This window comes from Pseudomonas sp. PGPR40, assembly GCF_022014505.1.
In the GTDB taxonomy this organism is placed as follows: Bacteria; Pseudomonadota; Gammaproteobacteria; order Pseudomonadales; family Pseudomonadaceae; genus Aquipseudomonas.
Window position 1 is genome coordinate 1 of record NZ_JAKLSP010000028.1, and the last position, 24477, is coordinate 24477.

Annotated in this window: 12 protein-coding genes; all 12 read right to left on the minus strand. The window is 62.0% G+C overall.

What is annotated here, in order from left to right:
- Positions 1-83 precede the first annotated feature (83 nt).
- Positions 84-1064: a LysR family transcriptional regulator gene (locus MEB48_RS22105; RefSeq protein WP_237886020.1), complete on the minus strand. Its 981-nt coding sequence runs from the start codon at positions 1062-1064 to the stop codon at positions 84-86.
- Positions 1065-1247: 183 nt separating this feature from the next.
- Positions 1248-2198 (minus strand): peptidylprolyl isomerase, encoded by a 951-nt coding sequence (locus tag MEB48_RS22110; protein WP_237886021.1) that lies wholly within the window; start codon positions 2196-2198, stop codon positions 1248-1250.
- On the minus strand, positions 2195-2674 hold the full coding sequence (locus MEB48_RS22115) for a YbjN domain-containing protein (protein WP_237886022.1): 480 nt from the start codon (positions 2672-2674) through the stop codon (positions 2195-2197). Before MEB48_RS22115 ends, MEB48_RS22110 begins: the two co-directional genes overlap by 4 nt.
- A 20-nt stretch (positions 2675-2694) precedes the next feature.
- On the minus strand, positions 2695-3324 hold the full coding sequence (locus MEB48_RS22120; RefSeq protein WP_237886023.1) for a DNA repair protein: 630 nt from the start codon (positions 3322-3324) through the stop codon (positions 2695-2697).
- Positions 3325-3341: 17 nt separating this feature from the next.
- On the minus strand, positions 3342-5042 hold the full coding sequence (locus MEB48_RS22125) for a putative porin (protein WP_095053760.1): 1701 nt from the start codon (positions 5040-5042) through the stop codon (positions 3342-3344).
- A gap of 40 nt (positions 5043-5082) precedes the next feature.
- On the minus strand, positions 5083-5787 hold the full coding sequence (locus tag MEB48_RS22130) for an energy transducer TonB family protein (RefSeq protein WP_237886024.1): 705 nt from the start codon (positions 5785-5787) through the stop codon (positions 5083-5085).
- Positions 5788-5789: 2 nt separating this feature from the next.
- Positions 5790-6215 (minus strand): ExbD/TolR family protein, encoded by a 426-nt coding sequence (locus MEB48_RS22135; RefSeq protein WP_237886025.1) that lies wholly within the window; start codon positions 6213-6215, stop codon positions 5790-5792.
- 11 nt (positions 6216-6226) lie between these two features.
- A complete protein-coding gene (locus MEB48_RS22140; protein WP_237886026.1) occupies positions 6227-8035 on the minus strand; it encodes a DUF2341 domain-containing protein in 1809 nt (602 codons plus the stop codon).
- 19 nt (positions 8036-8054) lie between these two features.
- A complete protein-coding gene (locus MEB48_RS22145) occupies positions 8055-9650 on the minus strand; it encodes a ShlB/FhaC/HecB family hemolysin secretion/activation protein (protein WP_237886027.1) in 1596 nt (531 codons plus the stop codon).
- 53 nt (positions 9651-9703) lie between these two features.
- On the minus strand, positions 9704-10315 hold the full coding sequence (locus MEB48_RS22150) for a transposase (protein WP_237886028.1): 612 nt from the start codon (positions 10313-10315) through the stop codon (positions 9704-9706).
- Positions 10316-10674: 359 nt separating this feature from the next.
- Positions 10675-11034, minus strand: coding sequence for a DUF6124 family protein (locus MEB48_RS22155; protein ID WP_237886029.1), 360 nt, complete (start codon positions 11032-11034; stop codon positions 10675-10677).
- 704 nt (positions 11035-11738) lie between these two features.
- Positions 11739-24074, minus strand: coding sequence for a filamentous haemagglutinin family protein (locus MEB48_RS22160; RefSeq protein ID WP_237886030.1), 12336 nt, complete (start codon positions 24072-24074; stop codon positions 11739-11741).
- Positions 24075-24477 lie beyond the last annotated feature (403 nt).

Consider the following 24477-nt stretch of genomic DNA (forward strand, 5'->3'; position numbering starts at 1 on the left):
CGCGAAGGCGGTGTGTCAGTCGACATCAATGTTGCCTGACACACCGCCTTCGCGAGCAAGCCCGCTCCCACATTGGATAGTCGTTAACTCTCGAACCACTCCCGCCGCTCGTTGAACGTGTTATGGATCAACTCGACGATCCCCTGCACCCCGGCCTCATTCCGGGAGTCAGCATTGACCGCCATCCAAACCTGGCGCTGCATCGGTTGGTTGAAGAGCCCGGGTAGTGCCATCAGCCCCCGGTCGAATTGACTCATATAGTGCGGCAGCAAACCGATGCAGGCGCTGCAACGGATCATCTCCAGCATCAGCTCATAGGAATGCAGCTGCACCACCCCCGCCAGACGCTGCTCCACCAGGCTGTTCCACGGGCTATAAGCGCCGACGTGGCGGTCATGCCACCATTGCACCAGCATGAAATCGGCCAGGTCACCCAAGCTGTCCGGACGCGCCGCGACTCGTGAATAGCGTTTGGCGATGTGCGGCAGATAGTCCAGCCGTGCCAGACGCTGGAGCTCGCTGATGGCGAAACTGGGGCCTGGCAACGGCGAATCGGTGCCCGCCAGCCACACCACCACATCGGCACTGATCGCTCGCAGGGACAGTTCGCTGTCCAGGGAAATGATGTCCAGGCGTACGCTGGCGTTGCGCCGCAGGAGCGAGACCAGATCGCGGCCGAGGATGTCGTGCAGGATCGACTCAGCCACGGCCAGGCGAATCAACGGCTGTTCAATCACGGGCAACTTGCGCTCGTGCACCAGCGCAATCAACTGCGCCTGCAACTGCTGGCCGTCACGACTCAAGGTCAGCGCGCTGCCCTGGAATTTGAACAGCGAACGTTTCAACTGTTCTTCCAGCTGCGCCAGGTGCTTGCGAAGCAAGGTCGCCCGCACATTGAGGCTGCGCGCGGCCTGCATGAAACAGCCACAACGGGCGCTGACCATAAAATATTGCGCCACCTCGGCATCGATCCCGGCGGCCAGTGCCAGCCAGGATTCGGATGCCCTCTGCGGTGATCGGTATTCGACAACACCCTGACGTCCTGAGGGTTCTATGAATGACATCGATGACTCCCTGTCGATCTTTGTTTTTGAATACTTCCAACGCTATGGAAATTATTTAAACCAGTGAGGAACCTGTGGGAGCGGGCTTGCCCGCGATGAGGCCGGCACATTCAACATCCCCGGCGTCTGACATTCCGCCATCGCGGGCAAGCCCGCTCCCACAGGGTTTGTTATGAGCATGGTTTAGCGTCTTTCCTCCAGCACTTTGTTGAGCTCGGCCCCATCAATACTCAACGTCGCCGTATTGAGCATCCCTTCCAGATAGGCCTTGGCAATCTGTTCCTGACGCTGGGCACGCAAGGCCTGGGTCAGGCGTTCGCGCAGTTCTTCCAACGTCGCGGTGCGGGCCGGTTGCTGCTCGGTGAGTTTGATCACATGGAAACCCGCCGCGCTCTGCACCGGCTCCGACACCGCGCCGACCTTGAGTCGCGACACCGCGCCGCGGACTTCCGGCACCAGTTGCTGCAATGGTTGCAGGCCGGTGTCGCCGCCCCGTTCGGCGCTGGCTCGGTCCTGCGAATACTGACTCGCCAACGCCGCAAATTCCGTCGGTGCAGCCTGGGCTTTTTTGCTCAGTTCGAGCGCTTGCTTGCGCACGCTTTCGAGCGTCGACAGATCGGCCACGCCGAGGAAAATCTGACTGACCCGGTACATCGACGGCGTCACCCAACCAGCCTTTCCGGACTCATACGCCTGCTGCAATTCAACGGCACTGGGGTAGTCGGTCGGCACCTGACTGACCGACTGCAAGTAGTCGCGAAAGACGATCTGCTCGGTAGCGGCGCGGGTTTGTCGCTCGACCTCCGGGCGCTGACGCCAGCCTTGGGCATCGGCCTGTTCGAGCACAGCTTTCTCGGCCAGGCGCGAGCGAATCCAGCTTTCCAGCGCCCCGCGATTGGCTCGCAATTGTTCGCGAGCTTCCACCGGCAAGGTGGCGAGCAGCGCTTTGAGTTCTTCAGGGGCGACCTGCTGATTGCCCAGTCGCGCGACCGCAGGCTCACTCGTTGTCAATACCGCCGATGGCGCCGGCTGCTGAGCGGCGATCGGGTCATTACCCGGACGCAGTCCCAACGCCACGGCAATCACCAGCACGGCCAACGCACCTGCGCCGGCCACTACCGTGCGTTTTTTCACAGGGCTGGCACCTCTTGCGCGGGCGCCTCGACGGGTCCCGCCTGGGCCTGAAGTTGCGCAGCGTTCTGGCTGTATTCACGCAGGTAAACAATGAACTCCTGAAGCAAGCGATCCCACAGTTCAAGGTTGCCGCGCAGGTGATCGTCGCTCACCCCGGCGGCGACCACCACGTCCATCTCCATCACCAGAAACTCGCCCTGCACCGACAACCGGGCAAAGCGTCGCGACGCATTCCACAGCTCCGCCAGCCCGGCCGGCAACTCGCCCTGCACCCTCAAGGCGCAGCTGAAGGTGAAGTCGACGTAGCTGCCCTGCTCGGCCGCCGGGTTGCCGAAACGCACCGCGTAACCGATGCCCTGGCTGGCGCTGAGCAACTGCACGATGCCGCTCTGTTCGGTTTGATTGACCCGGTAACCGGCGGCTTGCAGCACGTCGGTGAGGGATTGTGGCGATACGTGGCTGATCAATTGAGTCATGTGAAAGTCTTCCCTGTCATTCAATGAGCGATAGCGGCTTGGGGCGCGTCGAATTGCGTCTTGTAGAGTTCGTCGCCAAAGCCCTGGGCCAGCTCTTCAAACTTGACCCTGGCTGCGCCTGCGAACGGTTGGCGGATCTTCATCACCTCGGCGACGTCGATCTTTTCGTAGGCCGCGAGGATCTCCTTGGCCACGCCGTACATCTGTTGATTCTTGACTGAACATTGCTGCATTTGTGTGTCACGTTCAGCCAATTGCGTCTCGAGCCGGGCGCGTTCGACTTCTTTGCCCCGGGCCATTACCAACAGTTCTTCGTAAGCCTTCTTGAACTTGCCGACCTGCTCGCTGCTAGCCGCCGCTTGCGCCTGGGCCTGGCTTTGCAGGCCGTCGTGCTGGCCGGCCAGTTGTTCGGCCACGCCTTTGACCTTGGCCAATTCCGCCGTCAGTTGCTTGATTTGCGCCTGTGCAGCCTTGGCTTGATTCTCGGCCGCCACTTGCGCGGCGCTGACCTGAGCTTGCTGGCTTTGCAGGGTTTGCAGCTGCTGGGTAGTGCTGCGCAGCTGGGTGCGCAGGCGCTCTTCCATGCCTTCGGCGCTCGCCCCCTGTGCGATCAATAACCCCAGCCCCAGCAGCAAAAATCGAGTATTCATAACCCTCTCCCTGCGCCTTAGAAGCGCGTGTTGATTTCAAGCTGCAAGACGTCGATGTCGAACGGCGCGCCGTACACCGCTTCGGAACTCAACCAGCGACCGGTGGCGGAGACGTTCTTGGCCAGGCCGTAATTGCCGCCAAGGAAGTAGCCCTTGGCATTGGTGCCCCCAAGGTGGAACGACGAGTCGTTGAAACCGTCCGGCAAGGCGTCCGGCTGGATGTATTTGTAGCCGGCGAAGAAATTCCAGTCGCCCTGCTTCTTCAAGTCCAGTGAGTTGCCGAGAGTGAACTGGACCATCCAGGCATTGGCACCGCTTTCCACCTCGCCATCGCTGTCGAGGTTGTTGACGATTTGCCCGGCCGAGCGCTTGCGCATCTCGCCTTCGTCGTAGCCGAGGTTGTGCACATAATTGGCCTGGCTGCGCAGCTTGAAGTCTTCCGGCAGGTCGGTGTCCCACACCAGGTTGAGGTCCAGCAGGTTGAACTCCGAGGCCAGGCCGACGAATTGCGGTTGCGGCGTGGTGGACGGGTTGAGCGGGTTCGGCGTGATGTCGCGCAGCAGGAACACGCTGTTGCCCTTTTGCATGAACGCCGAGCGGCTGCCGTCGGTGTCGCAACCCGGTGCGCCGGCCCAGGGCTCGCAAGGACTGGAGCGCTGGCCTTCGATGTCGTCGAAACGGTAATAGGCCAACGCGCCTTTCAAGCGGTTGTTGCTGTTGATCGCCCAGTTGGCGCCGATCTGCGCGCCGTACAGCCACTTGTTGTCGCTCTCTTCCTTGTCGAAACCGTTGCTGCTGCTGGTGTCGTTGGTGTACTCCACCGGGAACGCACCGACGGTGCCGAACAAGCCCCAATCGCGGTTGAGCTTGTGGTCGAAAATCGCCGCCACGCCGTCGAAATTCAGGTCGGTGGAATAGAGCATGTCGGTGGAGAAGAATGGATTGGCGATCCGCCCGCCAGTCAACGTCAACTGATCGGACGGTTTCCAGGTCAGGTAACCCTGATCGAGCCAGATGTCTTTTTTGCCGAAACCGCCGCCGAGGGTCTGGGTGGTGGACACCGGGTTGTTGTCCGAACCGGTGCCTATGCGGATGCCGGCGGTCCATTCGGGCGAGATCACCGCTTTCATGCCCAGCCGCGCCCGCAAGCGGAACAGGTTTTCTCGGTCTTCGCGGGTGTTGAGCAACGGCGGCAGATTGGTGCTGCTGTTGGGATTCACGTCGTACGGGCCGTTGTTGTTGAGCTTGGCGAAGTCGACGATTTCGTTACTGTTGGTGCCCGAGTAGTAGCGCGACTCGTCTCGCAGGCGAATGTCGCCGTCGAAGCTGATGCGCGAGACCCACTCAGGGAAAGTGTTGGGCTGGGCCCAGTTTTCCTGTTTGGCGGTGGCCATGACTTCGGCCTTGACCTGGTCGCGGATCTGATCGCGCACCGCGGCCGGTACATACTGCACCCGCACATCGCCGGGCGCAGCCGCCGGGCCGGCAGAGACAGCAGCGACCGCAGTGCTGGCCTGACGCGCTTGCACCGCTTCTTTTTCCGCCTGAGCGATCAGCCCATCGGCCTGTTCCTGCTTCAATACACCCTGTTGCACCAGCAAGCGGATCAGATTGATCGTGGCGTTTTCCGAGGGCGCAGGGGCTGCCGCTGCGTGCCCGACCAGGGTCGCAATGACCATGCCGACCGCCAGGGACAATCGATTCACGTTGGAAATCATCTGCACACAACTCCTTTTGGCAAAACCTGAAAGTGTTCGGTTAACCCGGACGCCGCCCTTGCAGGGACAGGCGCACAGGCAAGGTCATGGAGGCCGGTGGCCGTTCGGTTAAATGCGGCGCGCCGCGCAACGCGGCGAGCACCTGGGCGTCGACTTCCGGGTTGCCGCTGGACTTCACCAACTCAACCCGGGTGATCTCGCCCACGCTGCTCAGCCAGACCTCGGTCTGCAGCGAAAAAGCCAGGTTGCGCAGGTCCGGGTTTTCCCGCAGCAAGCGCTGAAAGGTGAACGCCAAAAACTGGCTGTACGTGCCATTGCCCAGACGCCCGCCTCCGGCACCGGCCATGCCGCCGCCCTTGCCGGCGCCGATGTTGAAGGCGTCATTGCCGGACTGCGCGTCGCCGTCCATTTGCATCGGGTTGGCCAAGTCATCGGCGGGCGATGGCGGCGCCTCTTCTTCGGGCTTGACCTCCTCCGGTTCCGGTGTCGGTTCAGGCTCGACCATTTTTTCTTCCACGGGGGTTTCCGGCTCCGGCGGTTTTTCCGGCGGCGGAGGTGGCGGTGGCGGCAACGGAATAATCGTCGGCACCTTCGGTGCTTCCCGGCGCACGCCACTCATATCGTTGGCCCACTGCCAGAGAAACCACGCGGCCACGCCGGCGATCAATACCCCGGCGCCCCACTTCACAAAGCGCGGGGGTGACGGCTTGACGGGCGACGGGCTGATGGGGAGTTGTGCGGTCATGGTCAGCCCTGGGTCGGTTTGCCGGTGACGAGACCGACCTGGGACAGTTCAAGCCGGCGCAACAGGTCCAGCACCTCGATGACTTTCTGGTACTGCACCGTGGCGTCGCCGCGCACGATCACCGGGAAGTCAGGGTTCTGCGCCTTCTCGATGCGCAAGCGGTCTTCGAGCTCCGGCAGGGTCACCGGGTAGGCATCGAGAAACACCTGGCCGCCATCGTTGACCGAGATCGCCTTGGTCTTGGCTTCGGACAGCGACACCGAGGCACTGGCCTTGGGCAGGTTGATCTGGATACCGGAAACCTGGGCGGTGGCGGTGAGGATAAACATCACCAGCACCACCATCAGCACGTCCACCAGGGGCGTGATGTTGATGCTGTCCACCGCGGCATCATCGTCATCGTCGTGGGAGGTATTGACGCTAGCCATGTCAGTGCTCCTCAGGCCGGGACGGATGCGTGGGTGTGATTGCCGCGGCGATGGGCCGCTTCACTGGACTGGCTTTCGCCGTGCATCTCCGCCAGGCGAGTGATGAACTCATCGACGAATACCCGCATGTCGGCGCTGACTTCCTTGTTGCGGGTGATCAGCCGGTTGTAGCCAAACAGCGCCGGGATCGCGACGAACAGGCCCATGGCTGTGGCCAGCAACGCGGCGGCCATGCCCGGGGCAATGGCGTTGATGTTGACGTCACCAGCCATGGCCGTGCCGAGGAACACCACCATGATCCCCAGCACCGTGCCGAGCAGGCCGATGTACGGGCCGCCGGCAATGGCGTTGGACAAGGTCGAGAGTTTTGAACTGAGCGCCTGATTCTCGCGGGTGCGCACGCCGTCCATGGAGCAGCGAATCGCTTCGATGGTCGCGGCCGACACCGATGAGGTGTCGGCGCCCTGCTCGCGGCGGGTGCGGATTTCCTTCACCGCCACTTGATACAGGCGCCACAGGGACGAGTGCTGCAAACGTTGGGCGAGGTCTTGATCATCGGCGAACATCTCCAGGCGCGTACCGACCGTGGCGAACTGTTCGCGGAACGCTTCGTTGGCGGCGCGGAGGCGGCTGACCATGCGGTTCTTGTGGATCATGATGACCCACGACTGGAACATCATCAGCACCAGCACCGCGATAATTACCCAGGCGTCCACCGGCACGGCATTGAGCAGGAAACCGAGGCTGCCGAAGCCGTAACCCGACTGTTCTTCATCAACGCCGTAAGCCACCAGTTTCGACTCGGCGCCCTGAGAATTGGCATCGGCCAGCAACTGCGCGGCAGGCCGGGCGACCTTGGACAAACGCAGCTCATCGATGGCGCCGCTGAATGGCTGATACGTGCCTGGGGTTTCGCTCGGCAGATCGGCACCAATGGCCATGATTGAATTGAACGCCGGCATCGCGACCGCTAGGCTCGCGGCTTCACGGCCGTTGACGTACAGCGAAACCTTGCTGCCCTCGGCGGTCAGCGCCAGGTGCTGCCATTGACCGGGGTTCAACGGTTGGGTGGACACGGCGCGCTGGCCGTCGATCTCCACGAACGGCATGCCCTGGTTCAGGCCCAGCAACAGGCTGTTCGCCCCTTCCCTTCTTGCCAAAACCACTTGTTCGCCATTGGCTTGATCCAGACGCAACCAGGCACTGAAGGTGAACGCGCTGCCGGCGTTGTGTTGCAACGATGGACTGCCTGGCAACAGCAACGGCTGGCCACTGAACTGCAACGCCCGCCCCATCACGCCGTCGATGCTCGCGCCGGTAGCACTTTGCGCGGTGTTGCCGTAGGCCGTGGTGTCCTTGGGCGGTGTGTCGTTGGCGCCGTCGAAGTGGTAGAGCGCGGTGAAATTCGGGTCGAAGGTCAGCTGACCGTTGCCGGTGGCCGGGGCTTTCTGGTTGCCGTAATACATCCAGATGTCTTGCCGCTGGCCGCCCGTAATAACAGGCACATCGACCCAGATCAGCGCCATTCCCATCAGCGGATCAAAGCTTTCGATCTGGTGGTTGAACACGGTCTTGTCATCGGCGGCGACGAAGCGCAGGTCCGAACCGTCCTCCTTGACCCCATCGAAGGTGAAGTTGCCGGTGTGCAGGCGCACCAGCAGCGCCGTGCGCCCCAGCGTCTCGTTGATCGCCGCGCCTTGGGGCGTGGTGTCCACCGAAATCTGTTTGCGGTAATGCCAGTCGTCCTGCCACCAGGCCTGGGCAGTGGCCGGGAGCACGAAGCCCAGGCAGATCAGGAAAGCGATGAATAAGCGCTGCATGAAAAATTACTCCGTAGGTTCAGAACGTCGCTTGCAGGTTGAAGTGCAGGCGCGATTCCTGTTTCGAGGTGTTCGGCCCTTCGAGCAGCGGGTAGCCCCAATCCACGCTGCCGGACAGCCATTTGCTCAAGCTCGCGCGGGTGCCCAGGCCGACACTGGCCAGGGCGTAATCGGCGTCCTGATCGGGGAGCTCGTCACGCAGGTACAACTGGGCGCCTTCGGCGAAGGCGTAGAAGCGCCACTCCTGGACGTAGCTGCCCAGGTACTTGGCGAGGGACGGCGTGCGCAGCTCCTGAGACAACAGGTAACCGTCGTCACCAGTGCGCTCGGCGGCCAGATAACCGCGCACAGAAGTCGCGCCGCCGGCCGAGAATTGCTCGTTGGAGACCAACGGCCCGGACGCCAGCTGGAACGCGGCTTTGCTCGCGGTCTGCCAGTCGTTGCCGAAGGTGAATGTGTAATTGCTGTCGCCCTTGAGCACGGCGAAGCTGGGGCTTGCGCGGTAGCGTTTGTAGTCGAAGTCTTCGTCGGAGCTGCCATAGCCGAACAGGCTGCGAGTGCCGGCCACCAGACTCAGGCCAAGACCCAATTGGGAGTTTTCGGTGTAGCGAAAGCCGTTGTAGGCGAAGGTGAACGGTGCGTACTGCAGCGGCACCTTGTCGCTCTCGCCGGCCAGGGTCAGGCGCTCGTCGAAGTCCTTGAAGTCGATCCCGGCCGAAAATGAGTTGGACCAGTTGTCGCTGGACGGCAGCGTGTAAATCGCCGAGATCCCGTAGGAGTGCCCCTTGCCCAACACGTTGCTGCCGCCGATGGTCGCGACGTTGCTGTCGGATTGATAACCGGACAGTTGCACGCTCCAGCGCTCGTTCAACGGCGCGGTGTAGGAACCGGACCAGACCTTGGCGTTGTCGGTGTCTTGGGGCGCGGTGAAATAAGTCAGGGAAATGCTGTGGCCCAGTTGCCAGAGGTTGTTGTAACCCAGGCTGGTAACGGCGCGCAGCTTCTCTGTGTCGGCGCTGTAATCGTTATTCAGCCCGACGCTGGCCTGCCACGGGTTCTGGTCCTCGACCTGCAAGTCCACGTCCATGGTGCCGGGGCGTTGACCTTCACGCACCAGCGGCATCACCTGCCGGCCCGGGGTCTTGTTGAGTTGCGCCAGCTCGCCCTGGACCTTGCTGAAGTCCGGCACTTCGCCTTCCTTCAGGGCCGGCACGTCTTCGCGGATGTCCACGGGCGAGTAGTGCTTGGCGCCGACCACTCGCACCCGGCCGACTTTGGTTTCGCTGACCTGCAGATAAACGATGCCGTCCTCGACCTTCTGCTCCGGCAACTCGACGAACACCGACTGATAACCACGGGCCTGATAAGCCTTCTGCAGGGCTTCGCGGGCGCCTTCGATATCGTTCAGAGTCTTTTGCGGACCGAGAAACGGGTACACCGCTTCTTCGATCGCCCGTGCGTCGAGCACGGTATTACCGCGCACGAAGTATTCGTTCACATCGACCAACTTTGTCGGCGCCGCGGTTGCCGCGTCTTCGGCGAATACCGGCTGCGCGCCGGCCGCCACCAGCAGCCAGCCCCACAGCGCCAGCCGTGACTTGAAAAGATGCTCCACACCACCCCCTGAATTCGAAATGACCGTCACTGTTTGCCCAGCGTTCGGCCCACTCAATTGCTTGTTGTCGACGTCGCGGCGTGTTTGCCCAGCCAGGTGTGCAGCAGCGCGAAGTTCAAGGAGAACTCGGGCATTTGCAGCAAGGCACCGCAGAACACTTCGCCAATGATTTTCTGGATCAGCTGCACCGCCCGCGGGTTGTTCAGCAGCGTGGCGATGTCGCGGCTCAATACGTTGAAGCCCCAGACCTTCTGGTTCAGGTCCAGGCCGACGAACCAGCGGAACAGCAGGTTGTAATTGAGCTGTTCGTAGAGTTGCTGCTCGCTGGGCACCGAATAGAGCAACTGCAGCAGCAGGATGTGCATGACCGTTTGCGGGGCGATGAGCATGCCGGGCTCGGCATTGAGGCCGTGCAGGACGTCACGGTGTACTTCGAGCAAGTCGTCGATTTGTGGGCGCAGCAGCACCAGTGAATGGCCCGGCGGGATGTAGCTGGACACTTCTTTCAAGGCGCCCTGCCAGTCGTCCTGAGACACGATCCAGACCCACGGCGCGCCGTAGCGATAGACCGAAACCGGCTTCGTGCGCGCGGCTTCGACGATCTTCGACAGGCGTTGATCGAGCTCTTGCATGCCCACTTTCGAGTAGCGTTCCATAGTCCCCATTGCCTCACTCCCGGCTTCCCGCCCTCGGCTGGAAAAGTGGCCTTGCGGCCCCCTCAAGCGCGTTACATAGGCATGACCGGAGTGGCGATGAGCTACCGAACTTTTGTCATAAAAGCTTCATTCAGGAGGGTTTGGAGGTGGGGTGTTTTGCGGGAGTTGCATTTGAGTGGCTCTAAGAAATGGAGCCGAACACGCTTTTGTGGCGAGGGGGCTTGCCTTGGGGGTCGAAATTATTTGATCGTTCCCACGCGCCGCAAAGGAATGCCATAAGGGACGCTCCGCGTTCCAGCTCTCGAAAGGGACGCGGAGCGTCCCGGGCTGCATTCCCACGCAGAGCGTAGGAACGATCAGTGTGTCTGTTAGCCTTGCGGGTCCAGGTTATCCAGCACCCGGTTCACCGCCAGCTCACCGAGCATGACCACCGATTGAATCCCCAACATCATGTTGCGATGTGGCATGTCCATCAAGCCTGCGAACTCACTGAGCATCACGCTCGCCGACGCCAGGGATGCACAGGCATTGACCAGCAGGGTTTCGTTATCGACCTCGACGCCGACGTGGTAAATGGTGCTGGGTTTGCGTGGGGTGTCTTTGGGGATTGATGGATTGAGGTAGTAATCGAGGGCGCGATCGGCGGCTTCGTTGAGTTTTTTGGAATCGAGGGAGTCGTAGGGGGATGTTGGATCGGTTTCCGGGGGATTGGGTGTTGGTTTGAACATGATGACTCTCCTACAGTAAATGGAGCCACCGAGACCTGTCGCTAAACAAGTATGGGTGGCGGCTGCACGCAGGTTAGCGAACCGGGTGTAGGCGCCCGGCAGACCCGAAGGTCTCCCACGCACAGCCGCCATGACTTCAATCGCAGACATGAACAATCTGCAAGAGAGTTGGGAGCGCTGTTGCGCCTACAAAGGTTCGGGTCGCTAAACCCGATCGCTGTTTTTCAGCGACAGGCAAACGATAGAGCCCGGACCCAAGGCGCACAAGCCGGCGGATTCTGGCGTAGTCGTAGGGAACGGCGCAAGGATATGTAGCCTGAGTGAGTATCTGGAAGTGTCGTTTAAACAGTGCTTGTTTAGTGGTCTGACACCAAGTCTTGTGGTGGCTGTATTGGCCTCATCGCCAGATCAGGCTGCTCCCACAGGGGGATCTCCTGTGTACACATTTTTTGCGAACGCCCCAGATCCCTTGTAGGAGCGAGGCTTGCCCGCGAAGGCGGTTTCAAATCCAGCATTGATGTTGGCTGACACACAGCTTTCGCGGGCAAGCCTCGCTCCTACAGGGACAGCGTGTTGACGGAAAGGCTCGGGGGGTGATGGCGGCCGTGCAGTCAACATGGAATCCGGCCATGCCGAGTTTCAGTTGCACACCAAGAGCAAAAAAAAAGGCGACCCAACGGTCGCCCAAAATTACAACGAGAGTCCTATAAGGTAAGGCTGCCCCGCTCCTCTTCGGTCAACCGCTGCCGCGCCGATTCATCCAGCGCCCCGGCCCCCAACACCTGCACCGGGCTGTTCGGGTTGTACCCGGCTTCCGGCGCCCGGCTCGCGCCATCGCGGGTCGGCGCCAATTGCTCGGAACCGAAACTCAACACCTGCACGGTAAACACCGACGCCTGGTTCTGCCGCGACGCGGCCTGCTGCTGACGCGCCACGTCCTCCGCCGCTTGCGTGGCCGACGACGCCGCGGAACTGGCCGAGGTGATCGCCCCGGTGTTCACCGAAGCGGTCATCGGCACACCGGTCGACTTGCCCTGGGTCTGAATGTTCGCCGCGTTCACCACGGTCAATGCCGCGATGTTGACGTTGCCCGACACCCGAATCCCCGCCTCGCCGGCATCGATGGTGCCCAGCGGCGCGATCAGGTCAATATCGCCGGGCGCCACTTCCGGAATCGGATTGAGCGTGGCGATCCCCGCACCGGTGCTCGGCACCGATGGCGACAAGGTCACGTTGCCCCACGTGTCATACACGCGCTTGGGCGGCGTGTAGACCACAGTGGTTTTCGAACCGCGACCGGCGTTGATGTCGCCTTGCGCCGACCAGCCGAAGATCGAGCCGCCGAAGGTGGTCATGATCCGGCTCTGGCCGAGCAGGATGCTGTCCCTGGAATACAACTGAATATCCCCGGAACCCTGGGTGATCACCCCCGCCGTGGATGGCGGTGCCGCGCCCTCGATGCCATAGATCTGCCGTCCGCCTGGTGTCAGCACCTGGATGTCGCCACCGAAATCAGTGTGGATACCGGCGCCACCGTACAGCGTTACGTCGCCGTCGTAGTTGATGGTGTTGCCGGCCACATCCTTCTCAGGGAACAACGCTGCGATCGCCTCGCGACCGCGCAGGTAACTGCCTTCGCGCACGCCGCCCACTTCGTTGTATTCACGGCCACCGGCCTTCAACTCAGCGAAGTAGATCTTGCGGGCAAACACCCGTTGTTGCTCGGCGGGCAATGCTGCGAACCAGGCAGCGACCTGATCGTCATTACCGATGAACCCGAAGCGCTCGGTCAGCCACCGGGCCAGTTCGGCACTGTAGTTCTTGAGCGCGCCCGGCCCCAGATACCGGCTCAGCAAGCCTTGGTAATTCGGCCCCTGGGCACCGGTGCCGACCACCAGCGCAATCGATGCACCACCGTCGTTGACCGTGGAACGGGCATCGACATTGCCGATGCTGTTGAAACCACCTTCCTGATAAACATTTCCCACGCCCGAGCCAGCACCGTACAGGTTGCGGCCGGCGGTCACTTCCAGCAAACCGGGGCCGGCGACGTTGAATGTACTCAGGCGAATGTCACGCCCGGCGGAGACGAGGGAAATGTCATCGGCCCGGCTGTGGACGATCAGGTTGCCGGTGGATTGCCCCCCAGCGTTGCCACTGACTTCCAAAGGCACGTTGGTGTAAAGACCCAAGGGCACGCCGGCATTGACGATATCCCGACCGGCCATCACCCGCAGCGGGCCACTGCCCTCATAGCGCACTTCGTTGCCCAAATCCGGGTAGCGCAGGATCTCCCCCGTGCGCAAACCGACGATGTCGCCGTTGATGGCGTAGAAACGCACCGGTTGACGCTCCGGCCAGTCCATGTTGGTGAAGGTGTTGGCGCCAAAGGTGAACAGCGGGAAGCTATTGAAATCGCCCTTGTAAACATCTGCACTGAAGTTGCTATAGCCGTTACCCCCGGCCGAATTTGTCCCTACGAATACCGGATTGAACGGCGTGGGTATCCGCGCCGGATCCCCGCCGGATTGCGTCACCGCATAACCGCCGGCGTAGATCGAATCGCCGGCAATCAGTTGCAGTTCGGCATTGGCCGAGGGTGCGGTCATCAGCGAGTAAGTCGACGAGTCACCGCTAAGACCAGTTGCCGAAGCGCCGTAATACAGACTGCCATTAGCCGCCACCGCCCGCAGAATCGACGGATAGAACATGCGACCGCCCGTGCGGGGGGTGTTCAGGCTTGGGTTGGCTTCAGTCTTCAGGAACGGCGTCAGGTTGCCGCCGGCACTGAACAGATCGATCGCGGTGTTCGGCGTCCACAACGAGAAGCCGCTGTAACCGCCCCCGTTTTGGTGAGTACCCGATGCATCGGTGTATCCCGTAGAGTTCTTCATCTCCAGACGCCCAGGGTCACCCACGCCATCGAGCACCAGATCGCCGCGGCTGTTGAGTTGCACACCGGTATCACCGGCCACCACTGTCATACCACCTTGTGCAGAGGCCAGGGTCGAGGCATAGGTGTCATAGGCCCGGGATTCTTTCGGGTCCTGGTAAACGCTATTGCTACCGTAGCGCAGGTCCAGCGCACCCACGGCACCGGCCTGCAATTGCAGCGCACCGCGCAGGTTGACCAGGGTGCCCTTGAGGTCGGCGGTTGAACCGTTGGCGGCGGCAAGGGCCGGCGCCGACGGGTTAAGCCGACCGCCTATGCGCACCTGCATGTCGCCACCGCCGGTCAAGACGAGGCTGCCATCACTGGCCACCCGACCGGTGCTGCCCACGGCCAGGGTGATGCCCTGGCTACGCTGCACAATCGATGAATTTGTCGAACCGGTATAACCCAATAGACCCACATCACCGGCGGCACTGACATCAAGATTACCGCCGCCCAGCGTACCGATACCGGTAAAACCCACCAGCGCCGGGTCACCGCTGGGTTGTGCGACAAAGGTGCCGTAGTTGATCCACCAGGCCGTCGGAATATCCGAACCGTTGCCCATGCCCTGGCGCCACAACCAGTTACCCACTGCCGCGGACCCAAACTGGGGACGGGTACCATTTTCGTCCATCTTGCGCCCGAGTGTATCGCCTTGCAGTTGCCCACCTGCATTCAACCGCAGGTTACCGCCCTGCTCCGGATACCAGGCTTGGTAGTTCGCGCCCTGGGTCAGGAATTCGTAAGCACTGGCATCGGCACCCAATACGCCATTGGCCCCGTGACCACGGGCTTGTTGATAGGGATCACTGGCACCGCTGGCGAGCGAAGCCGACTGGATGCCTGCCGTGTACACGCCGAACAGCGATTGCATGCTGAAATCGCCGGCGCTGAGCAGGTCCAGATCGCCGGTGCCGGTACGCAACACGCTGAACAGTTGGGTTTGCGGAGTCACTTTGGTGGTCGGTCCCGGCGCTGGTTCTTCAGGTGCTGCGACCGCGACACAGGAGTCAGGAAAAAGCTCGCACCAGAACAGTTCCTCCGGCAGGATCGGGGTGCCCTCGGGGTATCCCAGATAGTTGTCCGGCCCCCAGACCAGTCCGGTGCCTGGCATGACACCGCCAATCAGTTCACGCTTGGCCATGTAATGCCCATCCGCCAGTCGCAAATGCCCTTCGCTGCCATCCACCCGCGTAAGGCGAGTATCCGCCGCCTGCGTATCGGCGCCAGCTACCAAACGCATCGACCACGACAACGAACCGTCCGGCAGCAGGGTCGCCACCGCCCAATTGCTGCCCTGTTGGCCATTGACGCTGGGGCGTAATTCGATCAGGTCCGTGCCGTCGGCCAGCTTCACGTCGGTTTCTGCCGGGATCAGACCACCGACGGGCAGGATGTTCACACCCGACTGCACCAGACCTGTATCCGGCAAAGCCACGCCTTTGGGCCAGACACCAGCCTGCACCGCCACCGCCACGTTGAAGCGGCTGCCAGCGTCCAGACGTGTTTTAGGCGGCAAGGTCACTGCCTCCTTCAGAATCGTCCCGGCGGCGTACAGCACGTTGCCATTGCTATCGCGCACGGCAGCGCCGAGCAAAGTGCCGGCCGCCAGATTGAGCTCCGTACCCAGTTCCAGTGCGTTGGGCAATAAAGTGCCCGCACTAATGGTCATGGCCTGGAACGGCAGGTCATAGTTGAGCACGCTGCCGGCCGGGTACTGGGTACCGTCGGCCAGTTCTACTCCACTGCGAGGCACCACCAGATCAGCGCCGAACGGCTGCTTGCCGGGGATCAACAGCCAGCCGTTGCCGTCAGAGCGATCGGCGGCAACCGCCGGGGCGGGCGGCATGAAACCGTCGGTGACACTGCCGAAAACATCCAGGTTGCCACCGGCGCGAATCACCAGGCTACCCGGTTCGCCGGAACCGTAGACGCCGGTTTGCTGGCTGTGGGGATTAAGGCTGGCGTAGCGATAACCGGACAGGTCGATATCACCGGAAATCACCATGTCACCATCAGGGGTAGCACTGACAATCTGCACGCCGGGACGCAAGTGGAACGCATCGGCGTAAGTGGCGTTGTTCAGCCCGGCGAGTTTGCCGTTGAGCAGCCCCGTATTGACCCGTGCCGCGTTGATGAAGTTTGTGCTGTCGCCGTGTTTTTCATCGAGGTAGGCCTGATTGATTTCCTGAAACGGCTTGCGATCAGCCCCCACGCCAGTACCGGGCGGCGCATCGCTGTAGCGTTGCACCGCGTTGAGCACAATCGAACGCGCACCCTGAATGGTCAATGGACCTCGGGCGTCGACGTCGATGTCACCCGCGATCGCCCCACCCAGGCGCGGGGCGTTGAGTTCGAGGGTGCCACGCATCCGGCCATCATTTTGCCCCGGCCCGGTACCGGACGCGGCATCCGTGCCGTGACGCAGGTCGATCCGCGCACCGCTGGCCAATACCAGCGGACCGTCCTGAGCCGCCAGCTCGACCGATGCACGGTTTGGCGAGTCGATGATCTTGCCGTAACTGTCGACCCGCAGTTGCGTGCCGTGGGCATCCAGCACCGCGTTGTTGGCCAGGGTCAACCCGGTCTTGCCCGCCAGACGAATGCTGCCCACCTGACGACCGCTGGCATCGACAGTGCCGACCACCGTCAGGCTACCGTTGTCCACCGACACGTTGATTTCATTGGCCTTCAATTCACTGCCAATCACCAGGTCGCCGCGCTTGAGCTGGAAGCTGCGCGAGCCGAACACCTGGTCGCGGTTCAGGCGCTGGTTCAGTGCGGCGAAATCACCCACGCTTTGCGCACGAATGTCCACCCCGCCCGCCGCGTAAGGCACCAGCGTACCGCCAGCGTTGTAGTTACCGCTGGCGCTGCCGAGGATTTGCCCTTGCAAGTCCACCAGACCTGCCGCAGCGTTCAACGCATAGGCACTCAACAGCCCGGCGTTGTTGTTACGCGCACTCAAATCGATGACCGACCCGGCGGTCTGGCGAACAGTGCCGGCTTCGCTTTTGAGGATCAGGTCACCGCCCCAGCTGTATTTCACGACATCGTTGAGCGTCAGTTCTCGCCCGGCCAGATCCAGCCGGGACGCATCACCCAGGGTCAGGCCGCCGCTGCTGGCCAGGGTCAGCTTGCCGCTCGGCAATTGGAAGGTGCTGTCGATGTACAGATTCTGGCCTTCGAGGGCCAGTTCCGCCCCCAGCGCCGACGCATCGACGACCCCGGCGCCAAGCCCGGCAATCCCCGACACGGTGATCGCTCCGCCGGCCTTGATGCGGTTGACCGAACCGGCTTCACCGGTCCACAGCGGCGTGTTGACCTGCAGGTTGCCGCCGCTGTAGGTAAAGCCGCTGCCGGCGATGTAATTGCCTTGTGCCTGATACACACTTAAGCCGCCAGTATGGTTGGCGGTGATGCGCTGGGTCGCGGTGAGATTGACCTGGTTGAAGCCCAGGGTCAGACGCTGGCGGTCATCGTTCTTGGCCTGGCTGCTCGGCCCATAACCGAATTCCAGGGTATCGACCAGAATGTCCAGCAGACCGCTGCCGGTGCCCGCGCCATTGGCAATCGGTGCCGCCGGCGAGGTGGTGGTGCCGTTCCAGATCAGGGTGCCGGTGCGAATCGTCGCCCGGTCACTCGCCGCGCCATAGCCGTAGATGGCCGGGGTGCCGAGTACCAGACGCTGCAAGCGCGACTGGCCGTTCTGGTCGAAAGTGTTGAGCTCTACGCTGTCGTAGAAGTTCACCGAATCCCTGGCGTTGAGCACCATGTTTTCCAGGGCCGGCGCGCCTTTACTGGTGTCACCGCGCAACAGCCGGTCGAGCACTTGCTGGTTGAGTGTCAGGCCCTGGGGCAAGGCATTGCGTTGCTGCGCGGCGGCCAGCGCCTGGGCCGAACCGATATTGACCCCGCCCACCGCCAGAATCAGGTTACGGGTGCCGAAGCGTACCGAGTCATCCAGGCTGAAGGTATTGTCGGTGGCCACGGTGATCGAGCCCTCCGAGTACAACTCCGTGGTGCCGGTGCAGGCCAGAGAAGTGCACAGGCCGATCCTGACCGGACTCGGACCGTCAAAGTCAAGGGGGCCGGTAGAGGTCGGAGGCAGCACATCCAGCCAGCCATTGGAAACCGCCAGAAGAGCGTATTGGCCTGGATCATAAATAAAGCCGCTACGTGAGTCGTAAGGTGCTTTACCTTGCCCCAGCGTATTGATACTCGCGCCTTGTTCGATAACGATGCCATCGACGTTTTTTGTTCGCGTCGTCAGGAATACTTCCCCGGCCCTGAGCGTCGCGCCCTGACGCAGGTAAATATTTTGCAACCTGGCGTTGAAGCTCACCAGATTGCCGCCTTGACCATATTGCACGCCCGGCAATGCACCAATGGCCAGTCGCGGCGCCTTGAGGGCATTCAGTTCACTGGCGTAGATCGACGACCCATCGAACCCCTGTGTAGCTGCCTGCCCTACCGCCAACACTTCAAGATTACTGTTGTTGATAACTCCAACGGCGCCGCCTAGCCCGTCCTTGCCTGGTGTGAAATCGGCTTGCCCCTTGAAACTGAAGGTTTGCGATGGATCAGCACTCGCACCTTCGACGAAACCAAGCAGCAAGGTCTTGCCGTCAGCCTCGATCATCGGCCGTGGCACCCCCTTGAGCGCGGCATCAGCCTTGGCGAACGCAGCGTAACCGGTTTCGTTGTACTGCGAGTAACGACGCAGCACATCCCCCGAGGTGACGATCAACTGGCTGGACAACGGATCGGCAATCCCGGTATTGGCAATCGACAAACGCCCCGAGGTGGCCCACGAACCGTTGCGCATGGCCAGGCTCTTGCTCAGGGCGCCGGCACTGGCCAGGCCATTGAGCTCGACACGGAATGCGCCGGGCAGCAACGCATAGCTGGCAGGCATCAAGGTGTAGGTGCCGGCCGGCAACCCCGGCACTCCGGCATCGAGGGTAATGCGCTGGCCGATCACCGGATCCTCCACCCCGCTTTCGCCCGCCAGAGGTGCGTAAGCCGAGGCATTACCCGGCACGATGGCGTACACCGGGTTGGTCGACAGCCCCGGCAAGGTAAAGCGCCCATCCACACCGTTTTGCACCAGCGGGTTGTAACGGGCGTCCGTGGAACCGCCGCGCCCGGAGATAAACCCGGCCCCGGTCAACTCGCCACCACCGGACAGGTCCAGTAGCGCGTTCGGTTGCACATCGATACGCGGGCTTTTCAGTGAAATGCCCATCGTCAGCACACTTAAGCCAGAACTGCCACCCACGCCGATCAACTCGACGGTTTTGCCGTTGTACTGATAGGTCAAGCCATCGATCGTGCCGCCGTAAGGCATCAGCAAGCCCTCGCCACTGACTGAGGTCAGGCTGCCGGGCAGGAACGACAGGTTTTGCAGTACGTTTTGGTCAATGCCAAAGGTCAGCAGGCCGAACGGCGCGCGAACGACCCCGCGTTGCTGGATGATGCCGCCATCGAAGGTCAACTGGCCGAACGCCGAATACGGTACGGTCGGCACCGTGTCGGTGGTGCGGCCGATGGTCAGGGTCGACTCGGTGGTGGTCTGGACTCTCGCGTTGGCCCCGGTCACCGGGTAAAGCTGTGCCGCCAAGAGGTCAAGATCGGCGTTGCTTTGCAGTAGTGTCACGCCACCGGCGTTGAGCGCCGTCGCACCGAGAAAGCGCAGGTCCCCTTCACTGCGCAAGGTGGTTTGCGCGAACCCCCGGCGATCGACCAAAACGTCAAGCTCCTGATTTTGCTGCAGCGAACCGTGGACGCCGAAGGTGACCTCATCGCGCACCTCCATCAGATCGGCGCTTAACTGCAATTGCGCTTGGCTGTCCTGGGTGGACAAGCCACCTTTCACCGTCGGACGGGTGGCGACATCCGTCCCTCTGGCCGTTGCACCGGCCAGCCGCAAATACGGCGCCTGCAACGACACACGACTGTTACCGGGGGCATTTTCCGTCAACGCCTGCGAGCCGGCATACAGGCTCAGGCTTTGTTTGAGACTCAGGTTCACATCACCGTCAAACGACAGGATGCCGTTGCTCAACAGCGACAGGTTGTCGAAACCGCCCGTGATAATACGCTGCACATCCAATTGTCCCTGCCCATAGGCCAGCGGCGCCGATGGATCGGCCGCAGCGCTTGGCCCTTGCGACAGGATCAACTCCCGTGGGGCAAGCACCGCGTTATCAATCGTGCCATCGAGGTACAACCCGCTTTCCAGCGCCACCGACAAGCTGCCGCCCGCCGCACCCGCGCCACCCGAGGCCGCGCTGAACTGGCCATGGATAATCAGACCATTGTTGGAACTCAAGGCAATCTTGCCGCCAGCACCGGCAATCGACCGCGCGCCCTCGTCACGGATATCCAGTTGCGCCTGGGCACCGTTGGCCAGCAGTCGCGAGCCCTGCTCCAGCACCACGAACAGGTCCGGCGCCTTGGCTGTGCCTTGGTCGGTGTTGATTTCGCTGCCGATGACAATGCTGCCGCCCGCCCCCACGCGGCCATATCGCCGTCCCTGGAAATCGATCGCCGTCACTGCCCGTGCCGACACATCGATCAGACCGCTACTACCCACGCGGATCGAGCGTTGATGCGCCGCCTCGTCCAGGCCTGTCTCAATAATTTTCGGGTTGAGCTGGCTCAAGCTCACCGCCCCACCCCAGGCGTTGAGCTGACCGTTGACGGTCAACTGGCCGATACTGGCGAGGTTCAACGCCTGCCCCGGATCGACGCTCAGCACCGCGCCCTCTTCGATCGTCAGGCTGACGTTCGGTCGGTCGGCCAATGGCGACAGCAATGTACCGGCGTTCAGGCTCAGGTTCGCGCCGCCACGCTGGGTCAGCACGCCTTTGATCGAATCTTCCTGGTATTGCTCGGGCGTCCAGACCTCCAGCAATTGTCCGGTCGACAGGCTGCCGTTGCCCTGCACGTCCGGGCGCAGGCGATACACCGGGCGGGTGACATCAACCTGCGTACCTGTCAGCACCGTCAGGCCCTGGTTGCCGGCGATTCGGTACTGGCCAAAACCTTTGGTGAAAAAATCCGCCGCCAACACCAGCATGCTGTCATCCACCGTGTCCAGCGGTCGACCAATTTGCACCTTGCCGGCCTGAACATCCAGGGTGCCGGCACCGTCGACGCCGTAACCCAACAGCTCGGCGCCAATCAACAACTGGCCGCTGGAACCGGTGCTGTTGGCGTTCGCCGCCAGGGTGATATCGCCACCGCGACCGCCGAGCAATTTGTTGTTACTGAGCAAGGTCGCGCCAGACGACACGTCAATCAGGCTACCCTGCTGCAGCAGCAAGTCATCGCTGCTGCGAAGCGACACCGTGCCACCGGCGCGATACGCCACGCCATCGCTGTCCACTTCACTCAACGATTGATTGCGCCACAGGCCACTGGCATCCAGATGGATCCCCTTGGCTATCACCACTGCTGCACGGCTGCCCGTCGGCGCACTCAACAGCGTGTCTTCGATCTTGCTCAGATTCAGTTGATTGAGCACGTTGCCCACCCGAATGTTACCGCTGCGGGCGGTCAGGTCGGCATTCACGTCAATGCGCGGGCCATATAGGGTGATGTCACCACCGGGGGTCACTTGCAGGGCGCCATCGACCACAATCCGGTCCTTGGCAGCGACTTTGATCGCACCCAGTTCGAAGTCGTTGAGCAGGCGGCTGTTCAGCGACAGACTGCCTTCACGGTCGGCGGTTACGGCATCGTTCAGGTCGATGGACTCGCTATCCGGACCTTGTTCGTTGCTCAGTGTGACTTTGTCCAGCACCGCGCCCAATTGATAGTTCAAGGTGCCGGCACTTTGCAGGTAACGTGGCACGTAGCTGCCGATGGCCAATATCGCGTTACGGGCGGCGCTGTTCTGGGATTGCTGGTAACCATCGAGCCCGGACGCGGGCGCCTGGGTTTGTCGGTCGCCCTGGAAGGTCTTGCCCACCAACTCGCCTTCGAGCACCGAGTTATTCGTTGCGACCACCAGTTGCCCGGCATCACGACCCACGCTGTAGCCATTTTCGTAACGCTGACGCGGAGCAATCAGCGGGTTGTAGAAATAGTCGATCTGGCCCCAGCGTTCACTGTGGTCTTCATAGCCTTTATAGACGCCGGTGTAGAGCAGATCACCGGGCGCCCTGGACACTTCATACAACCGGCCATTGGCGCCCTTGAGCCAGCTTTGCCGGACATATCCGCCTTGCACATCGAGGGTGCCGCCGGACAGATTGATCTGCGAACCTTGTTGGGTTACCAGATCATTGCCGGCAAAGGTCAGGCTGCCACCCTGGGCCATCCATTCGCCAATGCTGTGATTGCGGGTGCCAAGGTAGCCACCGACTTCCAGCAAGCCGCCGGCGGTGTACCAACGGTCCGTGGCATAGCCGTTGACCCCGGCGGCCACATGCACCAGCTCACGCACGTCGACCCAAACGTCGGTGCTATTGAGCGCGCCGCCCTCGCGGTTGCCCGAGGCATCACGCTGTTCGTTGCCCTGGATGTTGACCTTGATGCTGTTGGATTTCATCGCCACTTTCACGCCGACGGCGCCGGACACGTCGATGATCGCCCCATCGCGCACCAGGCTGCGCTTGCCGGCGCTGACCGCGACCTGGCCGCCGGTGGCCAGGGTGATTGAACCGCTCTGGAAATCCACCGTGCCGCCGCTGACGACTTCTACTCGCGACTGGTCGGTGCGGTCACTGACTTTGCTGAGGTTGTCGAAACGCCCTGTGGCGTTGTTCGGCAATACACCGTTGAGGTTGTTGATTGCCGCCTGACGCTGGCTGTCCAGCGCCAAAGCGCCTTGCTCCAGCAAGATGGTGCTGACGCTGCCCTGACCCAACGTCACGCTGCCGGTGGCATCGCTGGCGGCGTTGAGCAAATGGATGGTGCCGCGGGTATCCACCGACGTGCTGGCGACCAGCACACCGTTTTGCTGGACCTGATGCCCCGTGAGCGTGATGTCGCCGGTCGCCGCCTGGATGATCCCGCTGTTGACCACCGTACCGGCTTGGCTACCGGCTTTGAGGGTGGTGGCCACTTCGTTGCCGCGCGTGGTCGATTGCTGGTTACCTTCGGTGCCGGTGCCACGGCGGATGTAAAAACTGTCGCCCGCCGCCAGGGTGGTCTGGCCCTCAGGAGTGACAAGGGTGCCGTCGTTGCGCACTTCGCTGCCGAGCAACAAGGCGAAACCACCGGATTGCGTCGAAGACCCGGCCGGCAGGGTTTGCAGCACGGCTCCGCGTTGTACTTCGACCTTGCCGAACGCATCGCTGAAGGTCGGCTGGGTGCCGTCCTGGTCGACGTACAAGCCGTTTTTGCTGAACTGGTCATCGCTGATGGTGGCGGCCGCCGCCACCAGGTTGCGCACGTTGACCTGGCTACTGCCACTGAACACGATGCCGTTGCGGTTGACCACCATCACCGTGCCCGGTGCGTTGATCTGACCGGCAATCACACTGGCACGGGCGTTCGGATCGTTGACCCGGTTAAGGACCGCCCAGCTCGCCTGCTGGCCGAACTCGACCGTGGTATCGCGCCCGACGTTGAAGGTTTCCCAGTTGAGGATCGCCTTGTCGGCCGTCTGCTCAATGCGCACGGTGGTCTTGCCACCGGACTGGCTCGGTAGCGGCTTATTGGCATTGGTCCAGCCACGGGTCAGCGGATTTTCATCGACCTTCAGGCCGCCATCGCCCATTCCGTTGGGCACGCTCTGCGGCTGGCCCAGGGCAAACTGGCGTCCGGCGGCTTGCGCCGCTTGCTGTGCGGCAATCGCCGCCACGGTGTTGTTGAGGTTATCCAGCGAACGCCGCAACTGCTGATTGACCCGCTGCTGCTGAGCCAATGGCGGTGGCGATCCCGGCACCGAACTACCCGGACGCGCAGCCCCACTGTTCAGGGCCGCGCCCTTGGCGGCGAACCAACTGGAACTGAACGCCGTGGCCGCCTCGGCACTGCCGGCGATCATCAGCAACGCAATGGCCTGGGCCAGCGGTTTCAAGCGCAACAGCGGATGCTCCATCGAGCGCACAGTGACATTCAGATCGGGCGTGGTTTTACCGCGAGGCATCACTACTCTTCCTTTTACTAATTCCAGGAACGGGCTGCTGCAACGGCTGGCGTTGCTGATATGGGATAAGGCAGTTGTCGCGGGCCGGGACCGAACGCTTGTCACGCAAAGTTCATATAGCTGGAGTAAGGCCTAGCCCTACAAACTTAGAAGCACCCTGTGACGAGAGGGTTTGCACTGATGCCAGTCACTCAAGAGCGAACACCATCCCTGTGGCGAGGGAGCTTGCTCCCGCTGGGTCGCGAAGCGTCCCCAATACAGACTTCAAGGGCTGGCGCAAGGAACCGATGTCCGATTCAGGGGGCCGCTTCGCAGCCCAACGGGAGCAAGCTCCCTCGCCACAGGTTGTTGCTCGCCGCGCCTTTCCTTGGCGGACCGCACGCACAAAAAAATCGGCAGCGCC